The organism is Glutamicibacter sp. 363 (assembly GCF_052379505.1).
In the GTDB taxonomy this organism is placed as follows: domain Bacteria; phylum Actinomycetota; class Actinomycetes; order Actinomycetales; family Micrococcaceae; genus Glutamicibacter.
The window spans coordinates 69,541-87,026 of the sequence record NZ_JBQSYR010000003.1 but is presented as its reverse complement, the minus strand read 5'-3'; the positions used below and the strand labels follow the sequence as shown (position 1 = coordinate 87,026).

The following is a 17,486-nucleotide window of genomic DNA, read 5'->3' as shown; positions in this document are numbered from 1 at the left end:
TCCCTTCAGGAGTTAGAAAAGTTCCTTAATAGCACATTTTCCTACCGGTATTGCGATGACCGTCACGATGCCACCGGGAAGCACTGAATTTGCCGCCTTCTTGATGATCAGTTTGGCAACCTTAGGAGAAATTTTTTTAAGTCTTTCGTAAGCAATTGATGAAGCTTTCCGCCACTGCTTACTCTTGAGTGCCTTGCGCACTTTTGGTTCTGCGAATACTTTGGCAAGCTCAACTGCGGCTTTGATTCCCATTTCTTTCGCAACACACGAGCCGAAGGAATTCCAATCCCAGGATACGGCAGCACGACCTATTTGACCTCCGGCAGCGATCTGGCTTGAACTGACGCTCAAACCATCTTCAGCCATAGCGAGTTTCTGAACAAGTTGATCTACGTCCATCCTGTAGAAAGAACCGTCAGGAAGCGTGACACCTCCCGTAGCATCCAATTCCGCAAATTCTTTTGCCGACTGCTCAATGAAAGCTCGTTCTTCTTCGGGTGTGACGGTCACGTTGTCATAATCCGAGAGGTCCGCCGTAAGAGGCGCGGTCGTACCTATCTGAGCCTCCCAGGATTTCCCAGATTTTTCACCTGCGATAGCGGGTGACGTGCCTATCATTGCTATTCCAAGCGCAACGATCAGGCTTATTGCCACGCTTTTTTTCGGCGTTGATTATTCATACCAAGACTCTCTGTCATGGGCCCAAGACTCATCATTGGGCCTAGCAAACGTGCTTACCGTTTGCGAGTGTGCCAATATAGGTCGATGCCCCATAGCCTGGTTGCAGGCCCTCCACTATCGAAATATATCAACTTTCAGAATCATATACAGATCTCTACCTTAAAACAAGCATGTCAGACTGTCAGCGACTAAAAAGCAACACAATCAACGAATTTGATGTATTTAACTATGAAGCCTTAAGAGTGCAACCGTGATTTCTCAGAACGGTGACATGCTCTTTACGAAGCCCTCGGCACTTGTCCGACCAGCTCGTAAGTGGAGCCTTCTCTGCTACGGCGTCTATCACTGATCCGGAAAGAAGCCTTGGTGTGCTCAGCAGTCGAACAACCACCATCCATTTGCTGCGACAAGCAGATTGCAAAATCTGGTCATTCGCAACTCCAGATAGCGGTTAAAGTCAGCTAGCGGGATGCAACCCAGTATGCGACGGATGTCCTCGAATGATTCAACTAGCTAATCCCGTGGTTTCTGGGTTGTAATACCGCGTACACGCATGAAAATCCACTGCGATCGTGGGGGCAATTTCACAGTCCAAGTTCCGGGAGCATTCCTTGTGGACCAGCGATCTTGTAACGGTCTCCCACCGCCGCATCCGCCCACTGATCGGCAAACCACCGGTCGCCAGACGCGCAAATGCCCGCGCGGGCCAGGATCGCTTGATCGCTTGCCTGCGCGGGCATTGTACTGCCGCGAAACTAGTGCGCCACGCGCGAGTCGGCCTGTTCGCCCTCGATTTCTTCCACGTGCAGGTTGCGTCCACGAGTCTCGCCCACCCAGAGCACCGCTGCCACGGAGATCACGGTCAGCACCATGATGTAGATGGCAATCGAGATCGAAGCGCCGGTGGTCTCCAGCAGGATCTGCGCTACGGTAGCCGCGAAGGCACCGCCGAGGATGGCACCGATGGCATAGCCAATGGAGATGCCCGAGTAGCGGATATGTGCTGGGAACATTTCGGCGTACATTGCCGACTGCGGACCGTAGGACAGGCCCAGGCCAACGGTCAGCACGAAGATCGCAACACCGTAGAGCACAATATTTCCGGTGTCGACCAGCAGGAACATCGGGATCATCCAGACGAACACCAGCGCATAGCCGATCACGAAGGTATTGCGGCGTCCGATCCTGTCCGAAAGCCAGCCGCCGACCAGGGTGAAGATCAGCCAGCCGACCGAGCCGATGGTGGTCGCCAGCAGGATCGGCGCGAGCTCCATCCCCAGCACCTTGGTGGTGTAGGAGATGAAGAACGCGATCACCAGGTATCCGGCGGCGTTGTTGGAGACGAAGATCAGCGCCGCCTGCAGTACCTGCTTGAGGTTCGTGTTCATCAACTCGCGCAGCGGCGTGTGCTCCGAAGCCTTGCGCTGTGCCATGGCTTTGAAGACCGGGGATTCCTCCACGGCGCGGCGGATCATGTAGCCGACAATAATCAGCACCACCGACAGCAGGAATGGAATGCGCCAGCCCCATGACTGGAACTGCTCGGGAGTCATCGACACACGCAGGATGAACAGCAGCCCGGTGGCCAGAATCATGCCGATGGGCACACCGATCTGCGGGAAGGCACCGAAGTAGCCGCGCCGGGCATTCGGTGCATGCTCCACGGCCATCAGCGCCGCTCCGCCCCATTCGCCACCGGCCGAGAATCCCTGGACCACACGCAAGAGCACCAGCAGGATCGGTGCGCCGATGCCGATCGCAGCATAGGTCGGCAAGAGGCCGATCAGCGAGGTGGCCACGCCCATGAGGATCAGGGTCAGCACCAGGATCTTCTTGCGGCCGTAGCGGTCGCCCAGGTGGCCCGCCACGACGGCGCCCAGCGGACGGAAGAAGAAGGAAATGCCGATCATGGCGAAGGAAAGGATCTGCGCCAGCGCCGGGTTCGATTCACCCAGCGGCTCCAGGAACAGCGGAGTCAGCAGCGTTGCGGTGAGCTGAGCGAAAATGAAGAAGTCATACCACTCGATGGTGGTACCGACCAGGGTGCCGGCGAGAACGCGCCGTTCTTCCTGGGTGCGGGATACGGTTGTAGACATGTGCGAGTGTCCTCAGCTGGAGATGCGAGTAAATACCGACCGTTCGGACGGGTAACAAACCAATAGTAGATTACGAGTGATCATCCTCACAAGCCAACGAGGTGCGGGCCACGTTTCGGGCTGTTGCGCCACGGAGGATTCAGCAGACCGCTAGGCCAGGGAATTCAGAAAAAGAATTCGCCGTTCGGATAGAGAACCCTTAGACTCGCTGTGAGAACTACTAGCGTCGAGCCCAAGGCGATTTGTCCCTCGGTATTTCCGGCGGCAGCGCCGGAATGAAGAAGATGTCATCCTCGCAAACTTTGTCTCGTGGTATCCGGGTCTTGGAAATCGTTGCGGACTCCACGGTCAATCTGACCATTGCGGAAATCGCCGCCGAGCTCGACGTGCACCGTTCCATCGCCTACCGGATATTGCGCACCCTGGAAGAGCACCGCCTGCTCAGCCGCGACGACGCCGGCCGGATTCGAACCGCCTCGGGATTAGCCGTGCTCGCCCGGTCGGTGCAGCGCGACCTGCAAACCGCCGCGATGCCGGAGCTGACCAAGATCGCCAACGAGCTATCGATGACCGCCTTCATCGCCGTCTGGGAGCATGACATGTGCACCACCTTGCAGTCGGTCGAACCGCTGCACTCGCACCGCGCCATCGTGCACCGCCCCGGTTCGGTCCACGGCATGGATATCGGAGCCCCGGGGATCGCGATCCAGTCCAAATACACGCGCGGCCAATGGGACGCGATGCAAACCGGTATCGAGTATCGGGAGCCAGCACGCACCGCACGCATCGAGGGGTACGCCACCAGTGAGGATGAAGTGATCCAGGGGGTCACGGCCATTGCGGTGCCCATCACCCACCACGGGCCAACCCCTGCGGCGATCGCGGTAGTCTTCGCCACCAGCACCGTCAATGACCGCGAACGCATTGTCCGCGCGCTCAAGGAAGCTGCGCTGAACATCGGTGACGAGCTGGACTAAAGGAAGCACAAAGCACCGCAGATGAGCGAAGGCTCCTTCCCGTGCGGGAAGGAGCCTTCGCTGATCTCAACGTTGCGCTAGCGCACGCGTGACAAGGACGGCGCACGGGAAACGATCAGCTTCATCGCCAGGGCCGCGAGCAGAATCAGGAATGCGGCCGCGCTGGAGACCCAGAAGGCTCCGAGGTAGCCTGCCGAATCGGCGAGCAGCCCGGCCAGTCCGTTGCCGATCGAGGTACCCACCACGATGCCCGCCGACAGCAGCGTCATCACGGTGGACAGCAGCTTCGGCGGAGCGACCTCGCCGCCGAGGGTCATCACCGTCACGATAACCGGTCCCACCGCAAAGCCCGCGACGAACAAGGCCAGCAGCATCCATGGGATGGTTGCGGCAAAATGAAGGCCGAAGCTGGCGATAGTCAGCGCTAGACCGCAGGTGATCCAGCGGTTGATCTGGCTGAACCCTTGCGGCCAGGCGGCCACGGACACGGCAGCCAAGGCGCTGGAAATACCCATCGCGCCGTAGAGCAGTCCGCCCTGGTTCGAGTCCCCCTGGGCCCCGGCAAAGGCGAGGGTGCCCGCAGCCGAAGAGCCAAAGACGGTGCCCAAGCCGATCATGCCCAAAACCAGTGCGCCGATCGCAGCGAGCCGGGCACGACCGATACGGACCTTTCCGGTCGGCGCGGTGGCGGCGTGCAGCTTCACTGCGTCACCGGTGCGGTGCTTGGCAAAGACCGGGACGAGCACCACGGTGAGTACCGCGGCAATCAACAATGGCAAGGTGGGGTGCAGCAGCGAGGCCAGCAAGCCAACGGCCACCGGGCCAAAGACGAAGCCGAGCTCGTCGAGCATGGATTCCAGGCTGAGCGCGGCGGTGAGCACCTTCGGGTTTTTCTTCTGCTGGCGAGTCATCGAAATCCAGCGCACCCGCGACATCGGGCCGACCTGCGGTCCGGTGGCCCCGGCAAGCAGGGAAATCAGCACGAGCACGCCGACCACCATGCCCGCACCGCTGTTTCCATACCAGGTGAGTATGAGCAGCAAAATGGTGTGCAGGATCGCAGCCGGAATGAGGACCGGGCGCTGGCCGAAGCGGTCAGCCAGATAGCCGAGGGTCGGTCCGCCGATCGCCGAGCCCAAGCCGACCATGGCGGCGCTCAGGCCGCCGAGTGCATAGGATCCCGAGGAGGCAGTCACCAGGGTCATGGACCCGATGGTGAGCATTGCCAGCGGAAGCCGGGCAAAAAAAGATAACGGAAGGTACGCGGTACCAACCATCGGAACCAATGATGCAAAACCTGGTTTAGGTTCGATGATTTCGTTTGGTTCGTTGGACAACATATGTTGAGTCAACAATTCTCCACAACAAAGCGTGTGTCGTCCCACGCCCCCCGACACACAAAATTTCCCAGACATGCCTGCTGGCACTACTTTCAACATACCAGCGTCTTCGGCAATGTCTAGCTCATATAGCGAGCATCACTTCCGGAGTCATATCGATGGTGGACCCATGCTGCGTCTTGGTGACCGTGACACGGTTGGAAATGCGTTGTTTCATCTCGGAAACGTGTGAAACCAAGCCGATCATGCGCCCTCCTGCGCGCAGCGACTCCAGCGCTTCCATAACCTGCTCCAGGGTCTCCGCATCGAGGGAGCCAAAGCCTTCGTCGACGAAGAGCGTCTGCATGTCCACGGCACCGCTGTGATGGGAAATGACGTCGGCCAGACCCAGCGCGAGCGCCAGCGAGGCCATGAAGGTTTCACCGCCGGACAGCGTCTGGGTATCGCGTTCCTTGCCGGTCCATGAGTCACGCACACGCAAGCCCAGACCGGACTTCGAGTTGCCGCGGGTCGAATCATCATGGTGCAAGGAGTAGCGATTCGAGGACATGATCATCAACCGCTCGGTCGCGGCCGCCGCGACTTCTTCCAAGCGCGCCGCCAGCACATAGGTGCTCAGCGTCATTTTGTACCTGTTCTCTCCCCCGCCACGAATGACCTCGGCAAGGTCGCGAAGCCGCCGATATGCGTCGATCACCGGCCCCGAATCCGAACGATACTCGGCCAGTGCCGTGACGGATTTGCGCAGCCGTTCGAGTTGGGTCTGCGCGAGCACCTCGTCCTGGCGTGCGGTCTCGAACAGCTCCTCGGCCAACTTGGCGTTCTCCCCTGCCTCGTGCAGTTCTTCCTCGCTCGGTGCCTCGATACCCGCGGCGCTGAATTCCCGGGCACGCCGGTAGTCTTCGGAGCCCTTCAGCGTTGCAATGGCGCTGGAACGTACGGTGTCCTGGTGTTGGACGCGCTCGAATTCCTCGCGCGCCTCCGTGGACAGCAGCGCTGCCGCATATTTCGCGTCCTCCGCGAATCCGGCCTCTTCGCGTTCACGAGTCCAGGTCTCTTGGGCCTTCTGCGCGGCATCCACCGCCGCAAGGTAGTCATTGAGCGTGTTCAAGGCGCGATTGAAGATCGTGAATTCTGCGCGTACCTCCAGCACTACGTCATCGATGCCCAAATCACTGCCTTCACGCAGCGCCCTGAGTTCCTCCTCGAGCTCGGAAATCTGCGTGTTCAGGGACTCCACTTGCTTGGTACTCGCGGCATGGTCCATCGCTGCCTCGGCGACCTTCGCGGTCTCTTCTTCGATGCGGTTGCGCAGCGATTCGAGTTTTCGTACCAGCTCGGCGGTCTCGGTTTGTTTCGCGACGGCCGCATCAAGTGCTTCCTGCGCTTCGCCGGCCTTGGCCTGGCCCTCCTCGATGGTGAGTTCCTTGGCGTCCTCGGCCGCTGCCTCGAATTTGGTGGTCGCGATGTCGCGGGCCTTGGCCTTGCGTTGCTGGAGGTCGCGTTCATTCTGGACTTCTTTCTCCAGCGCCTCGAGCCGTTCGTCGTCGATCAGTTCGGCACCGGCGGCGGCCCGGGCTGGCCGCGGATGTTCCAGCGAACCGCACACCAGACAGGGCGCCCCGTCTTCGAGCGCGGCCGCCAGACGCAGGGCGCTCTGTTCAAGTTGGGTGCGTTGCGCGGCGATGTGCGCATTTTCCGCGGCATTGAGCTTCAGGCTCTGTTCGGCATACTCAATGTCCGCTTTGGTCAGCGCAATTCGGAGCTTATCGCGGAGTTTGACCTGCCCTACCAGTTCCTGCGCGGCCTTCAGTTCTTCGGATGCCCGTTGTTTTGCCGTGGCGGCGGCTACCGCGTCGAGCTTTTCCGGATCCGCAGCAAGCTCATCGCGTCCAAGGCGCAGCTGTTCTAGAATCTTCTCCGCGTCGCTGTGGAACTCCAGCTGCTTCGCGGCCAGTTCGATCGATTCTTTGAGTTCTTGGCGAAGGCGCTTCTGCTTGGCCTCATCGCTCACCGCCGCCTTGAGGACCGCGAGCCGATTGTTCAATTTCAGCGTGCGCACTCGAAGAGTCTCAAGGTCTTCGGCGTTGGGCTGGACCTGCAGTCCGTGTTCCTTCAGCAGTTGGGCTTTGCTGTCTTCCCACGGTGCTGTTCGCTCTTTCAGCGCACGTTGCGTGTCTTTGAGTTGAGCCTCATAGCCGCGGATTCCGGCGGCCCGCCCATGGTGCTCAAGGCCCTGTCCGGCAAGAACGGCTGCGGGATGCATGCGTTCATGCTCTGCCTCCAGGGTCAGCAGTTCGGCGTAGCGGGCAAATACGCGGCGGCGTTCGTCCAAGAATTGCTGGTTTTTGCGCGCCTTGTCGCGTTGCACCCGTTGCTTGGCGGAGTTTTCCTGATGCGCCGTGGCTAGAGCAAAAATTCGGGCGTCGTAACCGGCAAATTCTGCAGCTAAACCTGGTGGTTCCTCCACGTTTTCCACGGGCTCTTCCGGGTCCGCCGTTTCGTGGACCGCCAAGTACTCGGTGGCTTCCTCGCGGATGCCATTTTCGCGCGCGCTGAGCGTCGCTTCAACATCGGCAGCCTTCTTGCGTTCCTCGCCAAGCCGTATGTTGAATTCCTCCTCGATCTTCGCGTAATCGCTGGTGTCGAAGAGGTTGCTCAACAGCTCTTCACGGGCGGAAGCCTTGGCGCGCAGGAAGTCGGCGAAACCACCTTGCGGCAGCATCACCACCTTGGTGAATTGATCGCGGTCCAGTCCCAAGAGGCCCCCGAGGACCTGGCCTACCTCGTCGTTGCGTGTGGAGAGAGCTTCCCATTGCCCCTTGACCAATTCGCGCAACGCGCTGGATGCCTTTTGCTCGGTGGTGCCATTCTTGCCGCGTTTGCTCGGGCGCATCCAGGCCGGCGAACGGGTGACCTCGAATCGCCGGTCTCCGATGGTCAATTCGCAGATGACCTGTGGTTCGACTCCCAGTGCCGCATGGTCCGAACGGATCTGCCGGCTGCCGGCTCGATTCCCTGGCAAGGATCCATAGATGCCGTAGCAAATCGCGTCGAGGATGCTGGATTTCCCGGCACCGGTCGGGCCATCGAGCAAGAACAGGCCGCCGGAGGCCAGCTCGTCGAAATTGACTTCTTCGACGCCCGCGAAAGGGCCAAAAGCCTGGATTCTCAGCCGATGGATTCTCATTTGCTCACCTGTGCTTCACGAGTGCTGCGGATGACCGATTCGAGCAATTCGCGTTCGAGGTCGTCGGGGTGCCGGTCCCGGACATGCTCGATGAAGTCCGAGCAGACCTGCGCGGTGCTGGTCGCCTTGGCCATGCGTTCGGAGTAGGTAGACTTTTCCTTCGCCTTGCCGCCTTGCGGGTCGAAAGCCAGCACCACCGTGTCCGGGAATCGGGTCCGCACCTTGCTCATCGCATCGGCCGGACGCTCGGGGTCGGTCAGGGTCACCTGGCACCAGGCGTCCTGGGCATATTCGAGGGACTCATCGGCGAGCAGATCATCCAAGTTCCCCCGGAGCACGGCCAGCTTTTTAGGCACCGAGAGGATGACCTCCTGGTATCCGGTGATGCCTTCGGCTCCGGTGTCGATCAGCCACACGCCCTTGCGCTGGTTCACCTCGGAGAACGAGTAGGCCAAGGGGGATCCCGAATAGCGGATGTGTTCGGTAATGCGTTGCCGGCCATGCAGGTGTCCTAGCGCGGTGTAGTCAAAGTTCTCAAACAGGTGCGCGGGCACCACATCCAGATTTCCGGTGCTCAGCTCTCGTTCGGAGTCGCTGCCCTGTCCACCGGCGGCGAAGAGATGGGCCATGGCTACGGAGACGACGGGCGATCCTTGCTGGCGCAGTTCGGCCAGATGCCCCTCGATGCGCGCGAGCGCGGCGCCGGCCACCGCTTCATGGCTGGCCCGGTCGACCTGCAGCTCGTCCATCACCATGCGTGGCTCCAGGTACGGGATGCCGTAGACGGCCACTTGATGGTCTTCGCCGTCGAGCAGCACCGGTTCGAGCATGCGTGCCGGTTCGGCGAAGATGTGCACCCCGGCGGAATCCAGCAGTGCCGAGGCGAAGCCCAGGCGTGAGGCGGAATCGTGATTGCCGCTGGTCAGGATCAGCGTCGCCCCGGTCTTGCGAAGTTCACCCAGAGCCCAGTTGCAGAGGCGGACCGCATCGACATGCGGCAGCGCCCGGTCGTAGATGTCACCGGCCACCAGCACCGCGTCCACCTGCCGTTCGCGGGTGATGTCGATGATCTCCTGAAGTACGCTGCGCTGGGTTTCGAGCAACGACGCACCATGGAAGGTCCGTCCCAAATGCCAGTCAGAGGTGTGAAGCAATCGCATGAATCCACCTTATGCACTTGCTCCGACAGAATGAGCATTAGAATGTGGAGTGTGAATGAAACCGGTGAAATTGCACTCCTGCCAGAGAACTACTCAGACAAGGTGTTCGCGATCCTGCTCGGCATAGCCGACGGCGCAACCCACGCCCGCGACGATATCGATCCCGGCGCCACCGAACTACTCCCGCTGTATATGGCCGACGGGCTGCTCGAAGCCCTCGAATGGGCCAACGACGGTGTGGGCAGCGACGAAGCGGCCTGCATGTGGCTCGCCTCGCTGCGCGGCTACGCACAGCTGACCGGGTCTTTCCCGACCGGCGCGCCCGAGCCGCTGAAACGGTGGATCGATGCCGAGTTCGCCAAGGTTGAACTGCACGAAGGCGTCCTGCCCGGCGACCCGCAAAATATCGCCGGACTGAACTCCGCCGATATGGGCCAGCGCGTTCGCCCCACGGGTCCCAACGCCGACTCTACCGGCGTGCTTCCGCGTGCGGCCGTTGCCGCACTGCTGGCCCGCGTACCCGTGGACACCACGGTTGCCGTGGCCCGCTCGGCCGCATTCTTGACTCACGATACCCAAGCTGCCAATACGGCCATCGCCGCCGCGAAGATCATTCGTTCGGCCATGGAACGCTCCGAAGGCTCCGCCGCCGAATGGGAAGGCATGCTTGAAGGATTGGAAGGTCCTTCGGCCGAGGCCCTGCGCCAGGTCGTTTCGATCGTCCGGGATTCGCTGGACCTGTCCCCGACCGATGCCTACGCCGCCTACTTCGCGGACAAGGGACCCGCCGAGACTGAAGAAGAATCCGATGTCGAAGCCGAAGAGGCACCAGCGGAGGACGAGAGCAGCTCACGTGACCCGGAAACCGATGCCTACGCCGTAGCCCTGCTGGCTGCCGTTTATGGTTCCGATGCAGTCGGCGACCGTCCGGCCTCCGCGTTGGATGACATCATCTCCGAGCTGCATGACCGTTGGATGGCCCTGATCGTCTAATCACGCAGAGATTCAAAGGGGCAGTCCGAAACCAACTATTTGGTTCCGGACTGCCCCTTTGATGTTGAAGGCCGCACGCCATGCGTGGACCTTCGGCTCTGCGCGAAGATCCTAGGGCTTTGAGACCGAAACCAATTCTTGAGCCTCATCAGCGGTGGAGTCCTTCTCAGCGTCTGGGAAGACAAATTTGTGCAGCGCCCACCAGCGGAAAATCATGGCCAATAGCGTGCCGATGATCGGCCCTGAAACGAAGTCGGCGATTTCCTGACTCAGGAAGGAAACCTGGGGATAGTGAAATCCCAGGATCCAGCGGGACACATACAGCGGAGCCGAGTTGATGCCAATGCCAACTAGCGAAACCGCGAAAAATCCGCTGGCCTGGATGCGCTTGCGGAAGGCATTGTTTTGATGCTGGAAGGTGTACTGCCGGGTCAGGACGAAGGAAACGATTGTCGCAACACAGTTGGCAATGATGAAAGCGGTCGTCGGGTGCGGTTCGAGCACCGTGAATTTCAGACCGTAATTCACCACTAGTGTCACCAGAAAGCAGAAACCGCCCACGCCGACGAAACGCATAAGTCTCGTTAGCACGCGATTATTGTCGCTCACAGTTACTCCGTGGTTGTTAGTGGGTGAAGAAGTTATTGCGGATGGCCGTATTTAACCCTGGACGGCCATTCCGAAGCCTTCGACCAGTTGCATGAACTCACCCTCGGAGATGATTTCCACACGTTGGCCCTTGTCACGCAGTTTCAGTACGTGCTTGGCCTTGTTGGTCAGCCGCCCGTTGGAGAGATCCTGCGGCACAAATCCATCTCCGACGACCAGCGCGGTCGTTGCCCGGGTGACCCGCGAGGCGGTCTGCGCACCGTAGTTAGCGGCCCATTGCTTTGCCTTGGGTCGGGGCACGGAGAGATTGCCGGTAAAGACCATCACCTGTCCGTATAACGGATGCGTGGGATCGGCACTCGAATTCGGTTCGGGATTATCGCCTTCCTGCGGCCATGAGCCGAAGGCGTCTTGGGGCGGCAGCGGTTGGCCGCTGGCTATCCAGCCTTGTGCGTCACGGGTAGCGCGGGAAAACTCTTCGCCAGGGTTCCACGCGGCAGTCAATCCAAGCCCGACCTTGTAATGATCGGCTGCCTGCAAGACGGTGCTCGCATTGCTGCGTTGTGTTATGTCGATCATCGCCCACGCGCAGGCCTCGGCATCAGCTAAGGCTTCGTGGTGGTTTTCGATGGGGTGCCCGGCCTCTTCGGCGACGAACGGCAGCGAATAGCTCGGCAGATCATAGGCCTTGCGCGAAAGCTTGACGGTGCATAGGTGGGCAATTTGCGGTACCGATAGCTCACTGGCTTCGGAAGCTGCCCGAATGACGCCCGAGTCGAAAGCCGAGTTGTGGGCTACGAGAACATCTGAACCGACAAATTCCAGCAGGTCGCCGAGCTTCTCGCCGACGCGTGGAGCGTTTGCGACCATATCCTCGGTGATGTGGTGAATCGAGACGTTGCGTGGGTCGAAATGATCGAAACCCTCCGGAGGCCGAAGCAACCACTGTTCGGTTTCGACGATACGTCCGGAACGGACCTTTACCAGGCCGACCGAGCAGGCCGAGCCGATAAATCCGTTTGCCGTTTCAAAATCTAGCGCTGTGAAGTCCAATGACACGCCTGCCAGTTTACTCCCTTTCCCTAAATCAACGTCATCGGTGTCCCCTCGACGGCAGCTTTCGACTACAGGGCTTCCTTCTGCCACCGCCTTACTTATCTCGGTAAAAACGTCCTTGACCTGCGTCTATTAAGAATCGATTCGATTCGCCGCAAAATAGGGAGAGCAAGACAGCTCACATGGGAAGGCACTGCAGTTTCAGCGGTTCGCACCGTAATGCTTCACGCATTCTGATGGCGTACCGCTCAACCTGCGCATTGCCAATTCCCCTTGCTGTCTCCGTTCGCCCAGAGTCCCTACAAGAACGCATCGTCCACACGACGGCAATCCCACTTCCGGGCTTAGCCAGCGAATGGCCCAGTGAGTTGCACCGAACACGGTATTGGTTGCTCGCGTCGCCTGCATGCCCGATATACGCAGTCGGTTACTGCCCGGGCGAGGGTGTGAAGAGCGACTCGTAGTAGCTGCTAAGTGCCGGGTAATAGTCCGGCTCGAACCGGATTTCATCGGCATTGGCACCGGAAACGGCTGCCACCAGCCGATCCAGGTAGTAATCCCATCCAGGACCCACCGAGCCGGCCATCGCCGGATCGAGCCCCGGCATTCTGAACACCAGCTGGCTGCCGTCCGTAACTTCCTCAATCGATAATTCCAACCGCCACATTTCCTCCCCCTCCCCGGTGCTGACGCTCAGAAGATAAGCAGCCCGGTCACAGCTCTGGATCTGGACTTTCTCGCGGGGCGTTCCTTCCTCGGCAGTCAAAGCCACTTCCACTGCCCCGCTGCGCGGGTCACCCTGCCAACTGCCGAACCACAAGGCAGTTCGATCCGAAGCAGCAAGGTAGGTCCAAAGTTCTGCGGCTGGCACCGTGAAAACTCTTCGCAGCTCCAATGCGCCATCGGGGGCGCGCGTTCCGGTCGGCAGGGCGTTCATGGCCACTCTCCTGATTCTCCCTGAGTCGCCGAGGTGGATCCTGTATCCGTTGGGCTCGACAGCAGTGTATGTAGGGTAGCAAGAAAGGCGCCATCCGTCAGTGGAGAAGAAACACCTTGCCATGCTCGCTCAAGGTCGAGAAATGATTTGTGGCTGTTCGGCGCATCCCTGCCTTGGCGGCCAGAGCCACCGCGGGAAAAGCGCTATTTCAAGCTCATCGATTGCTCAGCGGCGGAGCGCCCTATCGTTTGGCACAGCATTTCCCATCCAGGCATTGCCCCTTCCAAGGAGCACCATGGCTTCGCTTTCTCCCGAACGCCATGACATCTTGGGCCTGCTGGCGGAGGCATGTTTCTTCCCGAAGAATACGACCCGCGGGCTGAGCGATGATCAGGCTAGGCTTCGCCCCACGGCTAATGTGCTCTGCCTAGGAGGAATCACTTAGCACGTTACCGCCACTGAGGATTCCTGGGCGCGTTTTGTCGTCGAAGGCATGGTGGCCCAGTCGGTCAATGGCGGCAGATCAGACTCTGGCGGAAATCATTGTTGACTATGATGCCTGTACCGTCCGCACCGCGGTGGTCGTGGTGGCCACCGTTGCAGACTTTGCCCGGCGATTCGAGCTACCGCTGGCCCCATAGAACGAACCAGGTGTGAGCCTTCGCATGCGCTGGTCACTACTGCACATCGGTTCAGAGGCTTCGCAGCATGCCGGTCACCCCGACATCATCCGCGAGTCCAGCGACGGCGCGAAGTCAATGGGATAGGGGTCGCGCGCCGCCGCGTAGCAAAATACCCAAGAAGCGAGTGATTCGCTCCCTGGGTATCAGGCCGTTTAGCTTACGGCTAGGCCACTGTTGCCTTACGCAAGGTCAGATACGAGCCGCTGGCCATCAGCACCGCTACGACGCCACCCCACAGGGTCACCCCGGCCGCAGTCCAAGTCAGCGCCCAGCTCCAGAAGTTGTCCCAAAAATCACTGAAGGTCATCAGCGCGGCAACTCCGAGGAGCGCAACTCCTAGCCCAATGAAGAAGACCACCATGCCGGTCGTCTTCCAGCGCATGTAGATCGTGGCGATCAGGAAGCCAATCATGAAGAGCAGTACCATCAGCACGAAATAGAAACCTACCTGGACCGCCGCGTTGTTGTCCGCGATCCATTCCAAGGCGAAGAACCGGGAATCCAGCCACCAACCACCGGTCGCCTTTTCCACCAGTCCCATCAGGTAGTAGAAGATCGATAGCGCCAGCGCGCAGGCCGAGAACAAGAGGACCGTTCCGAGATAGAAACTGCGTCGCGAGACACTCATGGCCTGAGAGAAGGGGAAGGTTAAGGTCAATGCCTGGATACCCAACGCCAAGAAATACCACATGGGCGCCTGAGCTCCGCCGCCATAAACGGCTCCTTCGGCTCCGGCTTCGCGGACTATCCAGAAGATCGCCAGCGAGAAAAGAAAAGAGCAGCCAAGAATCAACAGCGGGAGGCCAATAAAGACCCATTTGTTGATCAGTTGCATGCGCACTACCTTTATTACACGCTCCATTGCTTTGCCTCCTCTTCACCCTCGGGTGTAGCGCTTTGCACCGGCTGCCCTAGTGCAGTCCGTACGACCAGTTGCTGTAGTGAAACCGGGCTTAGATCAAGACCCAGCTCTCGCGCTTCGGTTTTCTGCCTCTCCGTCAGCCGCGCTCGGATGCTGATGCTCGCCAGCGTTCCCAGAGAATCTCGGTGGATGACCGGGTAACCGTCGATAAACTCGTGCACCGTGCTCGCGTTGCCACTGACCGTCACCGCCGAACCTTGCAGGGATTCAGCATCACTGTCCATCACGATGCGACCGCCATCGATGATGATCACGTGTTCGAGGAGATTTGCGACCTCGTCAATCAGGTGGCTGGAGAGCACGATCGTGCGCGGGTAGAGCGAGAAATCTTCAACCAGCCGGTCGTAGAAGATCTGTCGAGCCACCGCATCCAGGCCCAGGTATGGCTCGTCGAAGAAGGTAATTTCGGCCCGCGACGCCAGTCCGATAATCACTCCAACGGCCGAAAGCTGGCCACGGGAGAGCTTCTTGATTTTGCGTTTGATCGGCAAGTTGAAGTCGGCAATCAGCTCCTGGGCTAGCGCCTCGTTCCAATTTTCGAAGAAGAGGGACGCTGCTTTGAACGCCTGAAAGACCTTGTACTCATCGGGGTACTTCTGCGATTCACGAATGAAGCAGATACGGGACAGCGTTGCATCATGCTCAAAAGGCGCGTGTCCGAAGATCTCGATCTCGCCGCTGCCGGGGTACCCCTGGCCGGTGAGGATGGACATCAGGGTCGTCTTGCCAGCGCCGTTGCGTCCGAGCAGACCGTAGATCTTGTTGGATTCCAGCTGCAGGGTAACGTCATCCAGCGCCTTGACGTCCTTGAACGTCTTGGTCAGCCGGTGCGCCGAGACTGCGATTTTCTCAGACATCGCTCATACCTCCGTGGCTCGAATCCAGTGGATGTGCGGATTTGATCATGTCCATCAGTTCCTCGACACCGATGCCAAGCTTCCCCGCTTCGGCCGTCAGCGGCTGGACGTACAGGTCATTAAACTTCTGTCGACGCTTTTGCCTCAGCCGTTCCGGCGCGCCCTGTGCTACGAACATCCCGATCCCCCGTTTCTTATACAACAGCCCTTCTTCAACGAGCTTGTTAATTCCTTTGGCCGCAGTTGCCGGATTGATCCGGTAAAAGGCGGCGAATTCGTTGGTCGATGGCGCTTGGGCCTCTTCGGCAAGCACGCCGGCGAAAATGTCATTTTCGATCAGCTCAGCGATCTGCATGAAAATCGGTTTCGAATCATCGATCACGCCATGCACTTCCCCTCGTCAGTGGAACCAAATCTCCCAACAAGTTCATTGGTTCATTACTCATGTAACTAACCATAGAACCTGGCTGGGATTTACGCAATACCCTCGGCTTCCGGACACGAAAAAACCGGCCGGCTCTCCGCTTTTCCCATGTCGGGAAAATGCGGAGAACCGGCCGGTTCGCCAGAAGCCAGATGGCTATCTGCGCCAAGTCACGCTGTCGCTTATTTGACGGCTAATACCTTGCTGACCTCAGTGATAATCGCTGGCAGCAACTGCTTGAAGGCCTGGGCGCGATGCGAGATCGTGTTCTTTTCTTCTGCCGAGAACTGCGCCAGAGAACGGTTGGAATCTTTGGGCTGGAAGACCGGATCGTAGCCGAAGCCATGCTCGCCGGCACGCTCGCGGCGCAACCGGCCGACAAGTTTGCCGAGTTCCACATGCTGCGCACCGCTCGGTGTAGCCAGGGCCGCGGCGCAGACGAACGCGGCCCCGCGGTGCTCCTCGGCGATATCGCCGAGCTGCCCCAGCAGCAGGTCGATATTCGCCTCATCATCACCGTGCGCCCCGGACCAGCGAGCCGAGAAGATCCCTGGTGCACCGCCTAAGACCTCAACGCTTAATCCCGAATCGTCGGCCAGCGCGATCAGCCCGGTGGCGGCACTGATCTCCTTGGCCTTCTTCAGCGCATTGCCCTCGAAGGTGATCTGGTCTTCGACCGGGTCCGGGGCGCCGGCGGTGGCCGCGTCGATCACCTGGGTGTCAACATCCAGACCAGGCACCTGGCCGCGCAGCAGCTCGCGCAGTTCGCGCAGCTTGCCCTGGTTGCGTGAGGCTAGGACGAGAACTGCCTTGCTCATTTGGCGTTTCGCAGGGTCTCGGTCTGGATCTGGGCCAGCTCCGTGGTCCCGATCAAGGCAAGGTCCAGCAGTGCGTCGAGCTCTGCACGCTTAAACGGTGCGCCCTCCGCGGTGCCCTGCACCTCGACAAAGTCACCGGAACCGGTGACCACTACGTTCATGTCGGTCTCCGCGCGAACGTCCTCCTCATAAGGCAGGTCGAGCATCGGGGTTCCGTCGATGATGCCCACGGAGATCGCCGCGACAGAATCGGAAAGCACCTTCGCGTTGGCCTTCAGGATCCCCTCGCTGCGGGCCCATTCCAGTGCTTCGGCCAGCGCCACATAGGCGCCGGTGATCGCGGCGGTGCGGGTTCCGCCATCGGCCTGCAATACGTCGCAGTCGAGCACAATGGTATTTTCGCCCAGCTGTTTGGTGTCAACCACCGCGCGCAGCGAGCGGCCGATCAGCCGGGAAATCTCATGGGTGCGGCCCGACAGCTTGCCCTTGACCGCTTCGCGGGAGTTACGGGTGTTGGTGGCACGTGGAAGCATCGCGTATTCCGCGGTAACCCAACCGGTCCCCTCACCCTTGAGCCAGCGCGGCACGCCCTGAGTGAAGGAAGCGGTGCACAGCACGCGGGTATTTCCGAATTCGATCAGAGCCGATCCTTCGGCCTGGGTGGACCATCCACGGGTGATGGTGATGTCGCGAAGTTGCGCGGCGCTGCGGCCGTCGGCACGTAAAGTCATGCTTCCATCCTA

The 17,486-nt window shown here is 59.8% G+C and carries 19 protein-coding genes; 5 read left to right on the top strand and 14 right to left on the bottom strand.

Annotation, left to right across the window (positions count from 1 at the left end; translation table 11 throughout):
* Positions 1 to 12: 12 nt before the first annotated feature.
* The 3 genes from ACT3UA_RS02945 to ACT3UA_RS02935 all read right to left on the bottom strand — a co-directional run bounded on the left by ACT3UA_RS02945 (position 13) and on the right by ACT3UA_RS02935 (position 2,777).
* Positions 13 to 654, bottom strand: a complete 642-nt coding sequence (locus tag ACT3UA_RS02945) for a hypothetical protein (protein WP_141393455.1) — start codon at positions 652 to 654, stop codon at positions 13 to 15.
* Between the two features lie 611 nt (positions 655 to 1,265).
* Positions 1,266 to 1,421, bottom strand: coding sequence for a hypothetical protein (locus ACT3UA_RS02940; protein ID WP_176484082.1), 156 nt, complete (start codon positions 1,419 to 1,421; stop codon positions 1,266 to 1,268).
* 15 nt (positions 1,422 to 1,436) lie between these two features.
* A complete protein-coding gene (locus tag ACT3UA_RS02935) occupies positions 1,437 to 2,777 on the bottom strand; it encodes an MFS transporter (RefSeq protein WP_096283824.1) in 1,341 nt (446 codons plus the stop codon).
* Between the two features lie 242 nt (positions 2,778 to 3,019).
* Here ACT3UA_RS02935 and ACT3UA_RS02930 point away from each other — a divergent pair, with 242 nt between their 5' ends.
* Complete coding sequence (locus tag ACT3UA_RS02930; RefSeq protein WP_255248343.1) at positions 3,020 to 3,754, top strand: IclR family transcriptional regulator; 735 nt, start codon at positions 3,020 to 3,022, stop codon at positions 3,752 to 3,754.
* A gap of 77 nt (positions 3,755 to 3,831) precedes the next feature.
* On the opposite strand, the gene ACT3UA_RS02925 is transcribed toward ACT3UA_RS02930, so the two are convergent.
* The 3 genes from ACT3UA_RS02925 to ACT3UA_RS02915 all read right to left on the bottom strand — a co-directional run bounded on the left by ACT3UA_RS02925 (position 3,832) and on the right by ACT3UA_RS02915 (position 9,444).
* Complete coding sequence (locus tag ACT3UA_RS02925) at positions 3,832 to 5,094, bottom strand: MFS transporter (RefSeq protein WP_444615483.1); 1,263 nt, start codon at positions 5,092 to 5,094, stop codon at positions 3,832 to 3,834.
* A 124-nt stretch (positions 5,095 to 5,218) separates the two neighbouring features.
* Positions 5,219 to 8,284 carry an AAA family ATPase gene (locus tag ACT3UA_RS02920; protein ID WP_444615482.1) on the bottom strand — a complete coding sequence of 1,022 codons (3,066 nt, stop codon included), beginning with the start codon at positions 8,282 to 8,284 and terminating at the stop codon, positions 5,219 to 5,221.
* On the bottom strand, positions 8,281 to 9,444 hold the full coding sequence (locus tag ACT3UA_RS02915; protein ID WP_096283830.1) for an exonuclease SbcCD subunit D: 1,164 nt from the start codon (positions 9,442 to 9,444) through the stop codon (positions 8,281 to 8,283). Before ACT3UA_RS02915 ends, ACT3UA_RS02920 begins: the two co-directional genes overlap by 4 nt.
* Positions 9,445 to 9,495: 51 nt before the next feature.
* On the opposite strand from ACT3UA_RS02915, the gene ACT3UA_RS02910 reads away from it, so the two are divergent.
* Positions 9,496 to 10,437: an ADP-ribosylglycohydrolase family protein gene (locus ACT3UA_RS02910; RefSeq protein WP_444615481.1), complete on the top strand. Its 942-nt coding sequence runs from the start codon at positions 9,496 to 9,498 to the stop codon at positions 10,435 to 10,437.
* A 111-nt stretch (positions 10,438 to 10,548) separates the two neighbouring features.
* Here ACT3UA_RS02910 and ACT3UA_RS02905 read toward each other — a convergent pair whose 3' ends face one another.
* The 3 genes from ACT3UA_RS02905 to ACT3UA_RS02895 all read right to left on the bottom strand — a co-directional run bounded on the left by ACT3UA_RS02905 (position 10,549) and on the right by ACT3UA_RS02895 (position 13,039).
* Entirely contained in the window at positions 10,549 to 11,046 is a 498-nt protein-coding gene (locus ACT3UA_RS02905) for a GtrA family protein (protein ID WP_444615480.1), read from the bottom strand.
* Between the two features lie 51 nt (positions 11,047 to 11,097).
* Positions 11,098 to 12,105 (bottom strand): exonuclease domain-containing protein, encoded by a 1,008-nt coding sequence (locus ACT3UA_RS02900; protein WP_096283836.1) that lies wholly within the window; start codon positions 12,103 to 12,105, stop codon positions 11,098 to 11,100.
* Between the two features lie 424 nt (positions 12,106 to 12,529).
* Entirely contained in the window at positions 12,530 to 13,039 is a 510-nt protein-coding gene (locus tag ACT3UA_RS02895; protein ID WP_444615479.1) for an SRPBCC domain-containing protein, read from the bottom strand.
* 295 nt (positions 13,040 to 13,334) lie between these two features.
* On the opposite strand from ACT3UA_RS02895, the gene ACT3UA_RS02890 reads away from it, so the two are divergent.
* The 3 genes from ACT3UA_RS02890 to ACT3UA_RS02880 all read left to right on the top strand — a co-directional run bounded on the left by ACT3UA_RS02890 (position 13,335) and on the right by ACT3UA_RS02880 (position 13,806).
* On the top strand, positions 13,335 to 13,484 hold the full coding sequence (locus ACT3UA_RS02890; protein WP_217990336.1) for a DinB family protein: 150 nt from the start codon (positions 13,335 to 13,337) through the stop codon (positions 13,482 to 13,484).
* Positions 13,485 to 13,551: 67 nt separating this feature from the next.
* The gene (locus ACT3UA_RS02885) at positions 13,552 to 13,680 is read left to right on the top strand and encodes a hypothetical protein (RefSeq protein ID WP_255248345.1); all 129 of its coding nucleotides are present in this window, start codon (positions 13,552 to 13,554) and stop codon (positions 13,678 to 13,680) included.
* 24 nt (positions 13,681 to 13,704) lie between these two features.
* A complete protein-coding gene (locus tag ACT3UA_RS02880) occupies positions 13,705 to 13,806 on the top strand; it encodes a mycothiol transferase (RefSeq protein ID WP_217990337.1) in 102 nt (33 codons plus the stop codon).
* A gap of 79 nt (positions 13,807 to 13,885) precedes the next feature.
* Here ACT3UA_RS02880 and ACT3UA_RS02875 read toward each other — a convergent pair whose 3' ends face one another.
* The 5 genes from ACT3UA_RS02875 to rph all read right to left on the bottom strand — a co-directional run bounded on the left by ACT3UA_RS02875 (position 13,886) and on the right by rph (position 17,474).
* Complete coding sequence (locus tag ACT3UA_RS02875) at positions 13,886 to 14,584, bottom strand: hypothetical protein (RefSeq protein ID WP_444615477.1); 699 nt, start codon at positions 14,582 to 14,584, stop codon at positions 13,886 to 13,888.
* Entirely contained in the window at positions 14,572 to 15,501 is a 930-nt protein-coding gene (locus tag ACT3UA_RS02870; RefSeq protein ID WP_444615476.1) for an ABC transporter ATP-binding protein, read from the bottom strand. The genes ACT3UA_RS02875 and ACT3UA_RS02870 overlap by 13 nt, the downstream gene beginning before the upstream one ends.
* Complete coding sequence (locus ACT3UA_RS02865) at positions 15,494 to 15,883, bottom strand: GntR family transcriptional regulator (RefSeq protein WP_255248346.1); 390 nt, start codon at positions 15,881 to 15,883, stop codon at positions 15,494 to 15,496. The genes ACT3UA_RS02870 and ACT3UA_RS02865 overlap by 8 nt, the downstream gene beginning before the upstream one ends.
* Positions 15,884 to 16,107: 224 nt before the next feature.
* A complete protein-coding gene (gene rdgB / locus ACT3UA_RS02860) occupies positions 16,108 to 16,743 on the bottom strand; it encodes an RdgB/HAM1 family non-canonical purine NTP pyrophosphatase (protein ID WP_096283844.1) in 636 nt (211 codons plus the stop codon).
* The gene (rph, locus tag ACT3UA_RS02855) at positions 16,740 to 17,474 is read right to left on the bottom strand and encodes a ribonuclease PH (RefSeq protein ID WP_096283846.1); all 735 of its coding nucleotides are present in this window, start codon (positions 17,472 to 17,474) and stop codon (positions 16,740 to 16,742) included. The genes rdgB and rph overlap by 4 nt, the downstream gene beginning before the upstream one ends.
* Positions 17,475 to 17,486: the final 12 nt, after the last annotated feature.

Excerpts from the sequence above, each read along its gene's own strand:
- ACT3UA_RS02940 (WP_176484082.1), bottom strand. The coding sequence starts at position 1,421 with ATGCCCGCGCAGGCAAGCGATCAAGCGATCCTGGCCCGCGCGGGCATT.
- ACT3UA_RS02935 (WP_096283824.1), bottom strand. The coding sequence starts at position 2,777 with ATGTCTACAACCGTATCCCGCACCCAGGAAGAACGGCGCGTTCTCGCC.
- ACT3UA_RS02925 (WP_444615483.1), bottom strand. The coding sequence starts at position 5,094 with ATGTTGTCCAACGAACCAAACGAAATCATCGAACCTAAACCAGGTTTT.
- ACT3UA_RS02920 (WP_444615482.1), bottom strand. The coding sequence starts at position 8,284 with ATGAGAATCCATCGGCTGAGAATCCAGGCTTTTGGCCCTTTCGCGGGC.
- ACT3UA_RS02915 (WP_096283830.1), bottom strand. The coding sequence starts at position 9,444 with ATGCGATTGCTTCACACCTCTGACTGGCATTTGGGACGGACCTTCCAT.
- ACT3UA_RS02895 (WP_444615479.1), bottom strand. The coding sequence starts at position 13,039 with ATGAACGCCCTGCCGACCGGAACGCGCGCCCCCGATGGCGCATTGGAG.
- ACT3UA_RS02890 (WP_217990336.1), top strand. The coding sequence starts at position 13,335 with ATGGCTTCGCTTTCTCCCGAACGCCATGACATCTTGGGCCTGCTGGCG.
- ACT3UA_RS02885 (WP_255248345.1), top strand. The coding sequence starts at position 13,552 with ATGGCGGCAGATCAGACTCTGGCGGAAATCATTGTTGACTATGATGCC.
- ACT3UA_RS02880 (WP_217990337.1), top strand. The coding sequence starts at position 13,705 with ATGCGCTGGTCACTACTGCACATCGGTTCAGAGGCTTCGCAGCATGCC.
- ACT3UA_RS02875 (WP_444615477.1), bottom strand. The coding sequence starts at position 14,584 with ATGGAGCGTGTAATAAAGGTAGTGCGCATGCAACTGATCAACAAATGG.
- ACT3UA_RS02870 (WP_444615476.1), bottom strand. The coding sequence starts at position 15,501 with ATGTCTGAGAAAATCGCAGTCTCGGCGCACCGGCTGACCAAGACGTTC.
- rdgB (WP_096283844.1), bottom strand. The coding sequence starts at position 16,743 with ATGAGCAAGGCAGTTCTCGTCCTAGCCTCACGCAACCAGGGCAAGCTG.
- rph (WP_096283846.1), bottom strand. The coding sequence starts at position 17,474 with ATGACTTTACGTGCCGACGGCCGCAGCGCCGCGCAACTTCGCGACATC.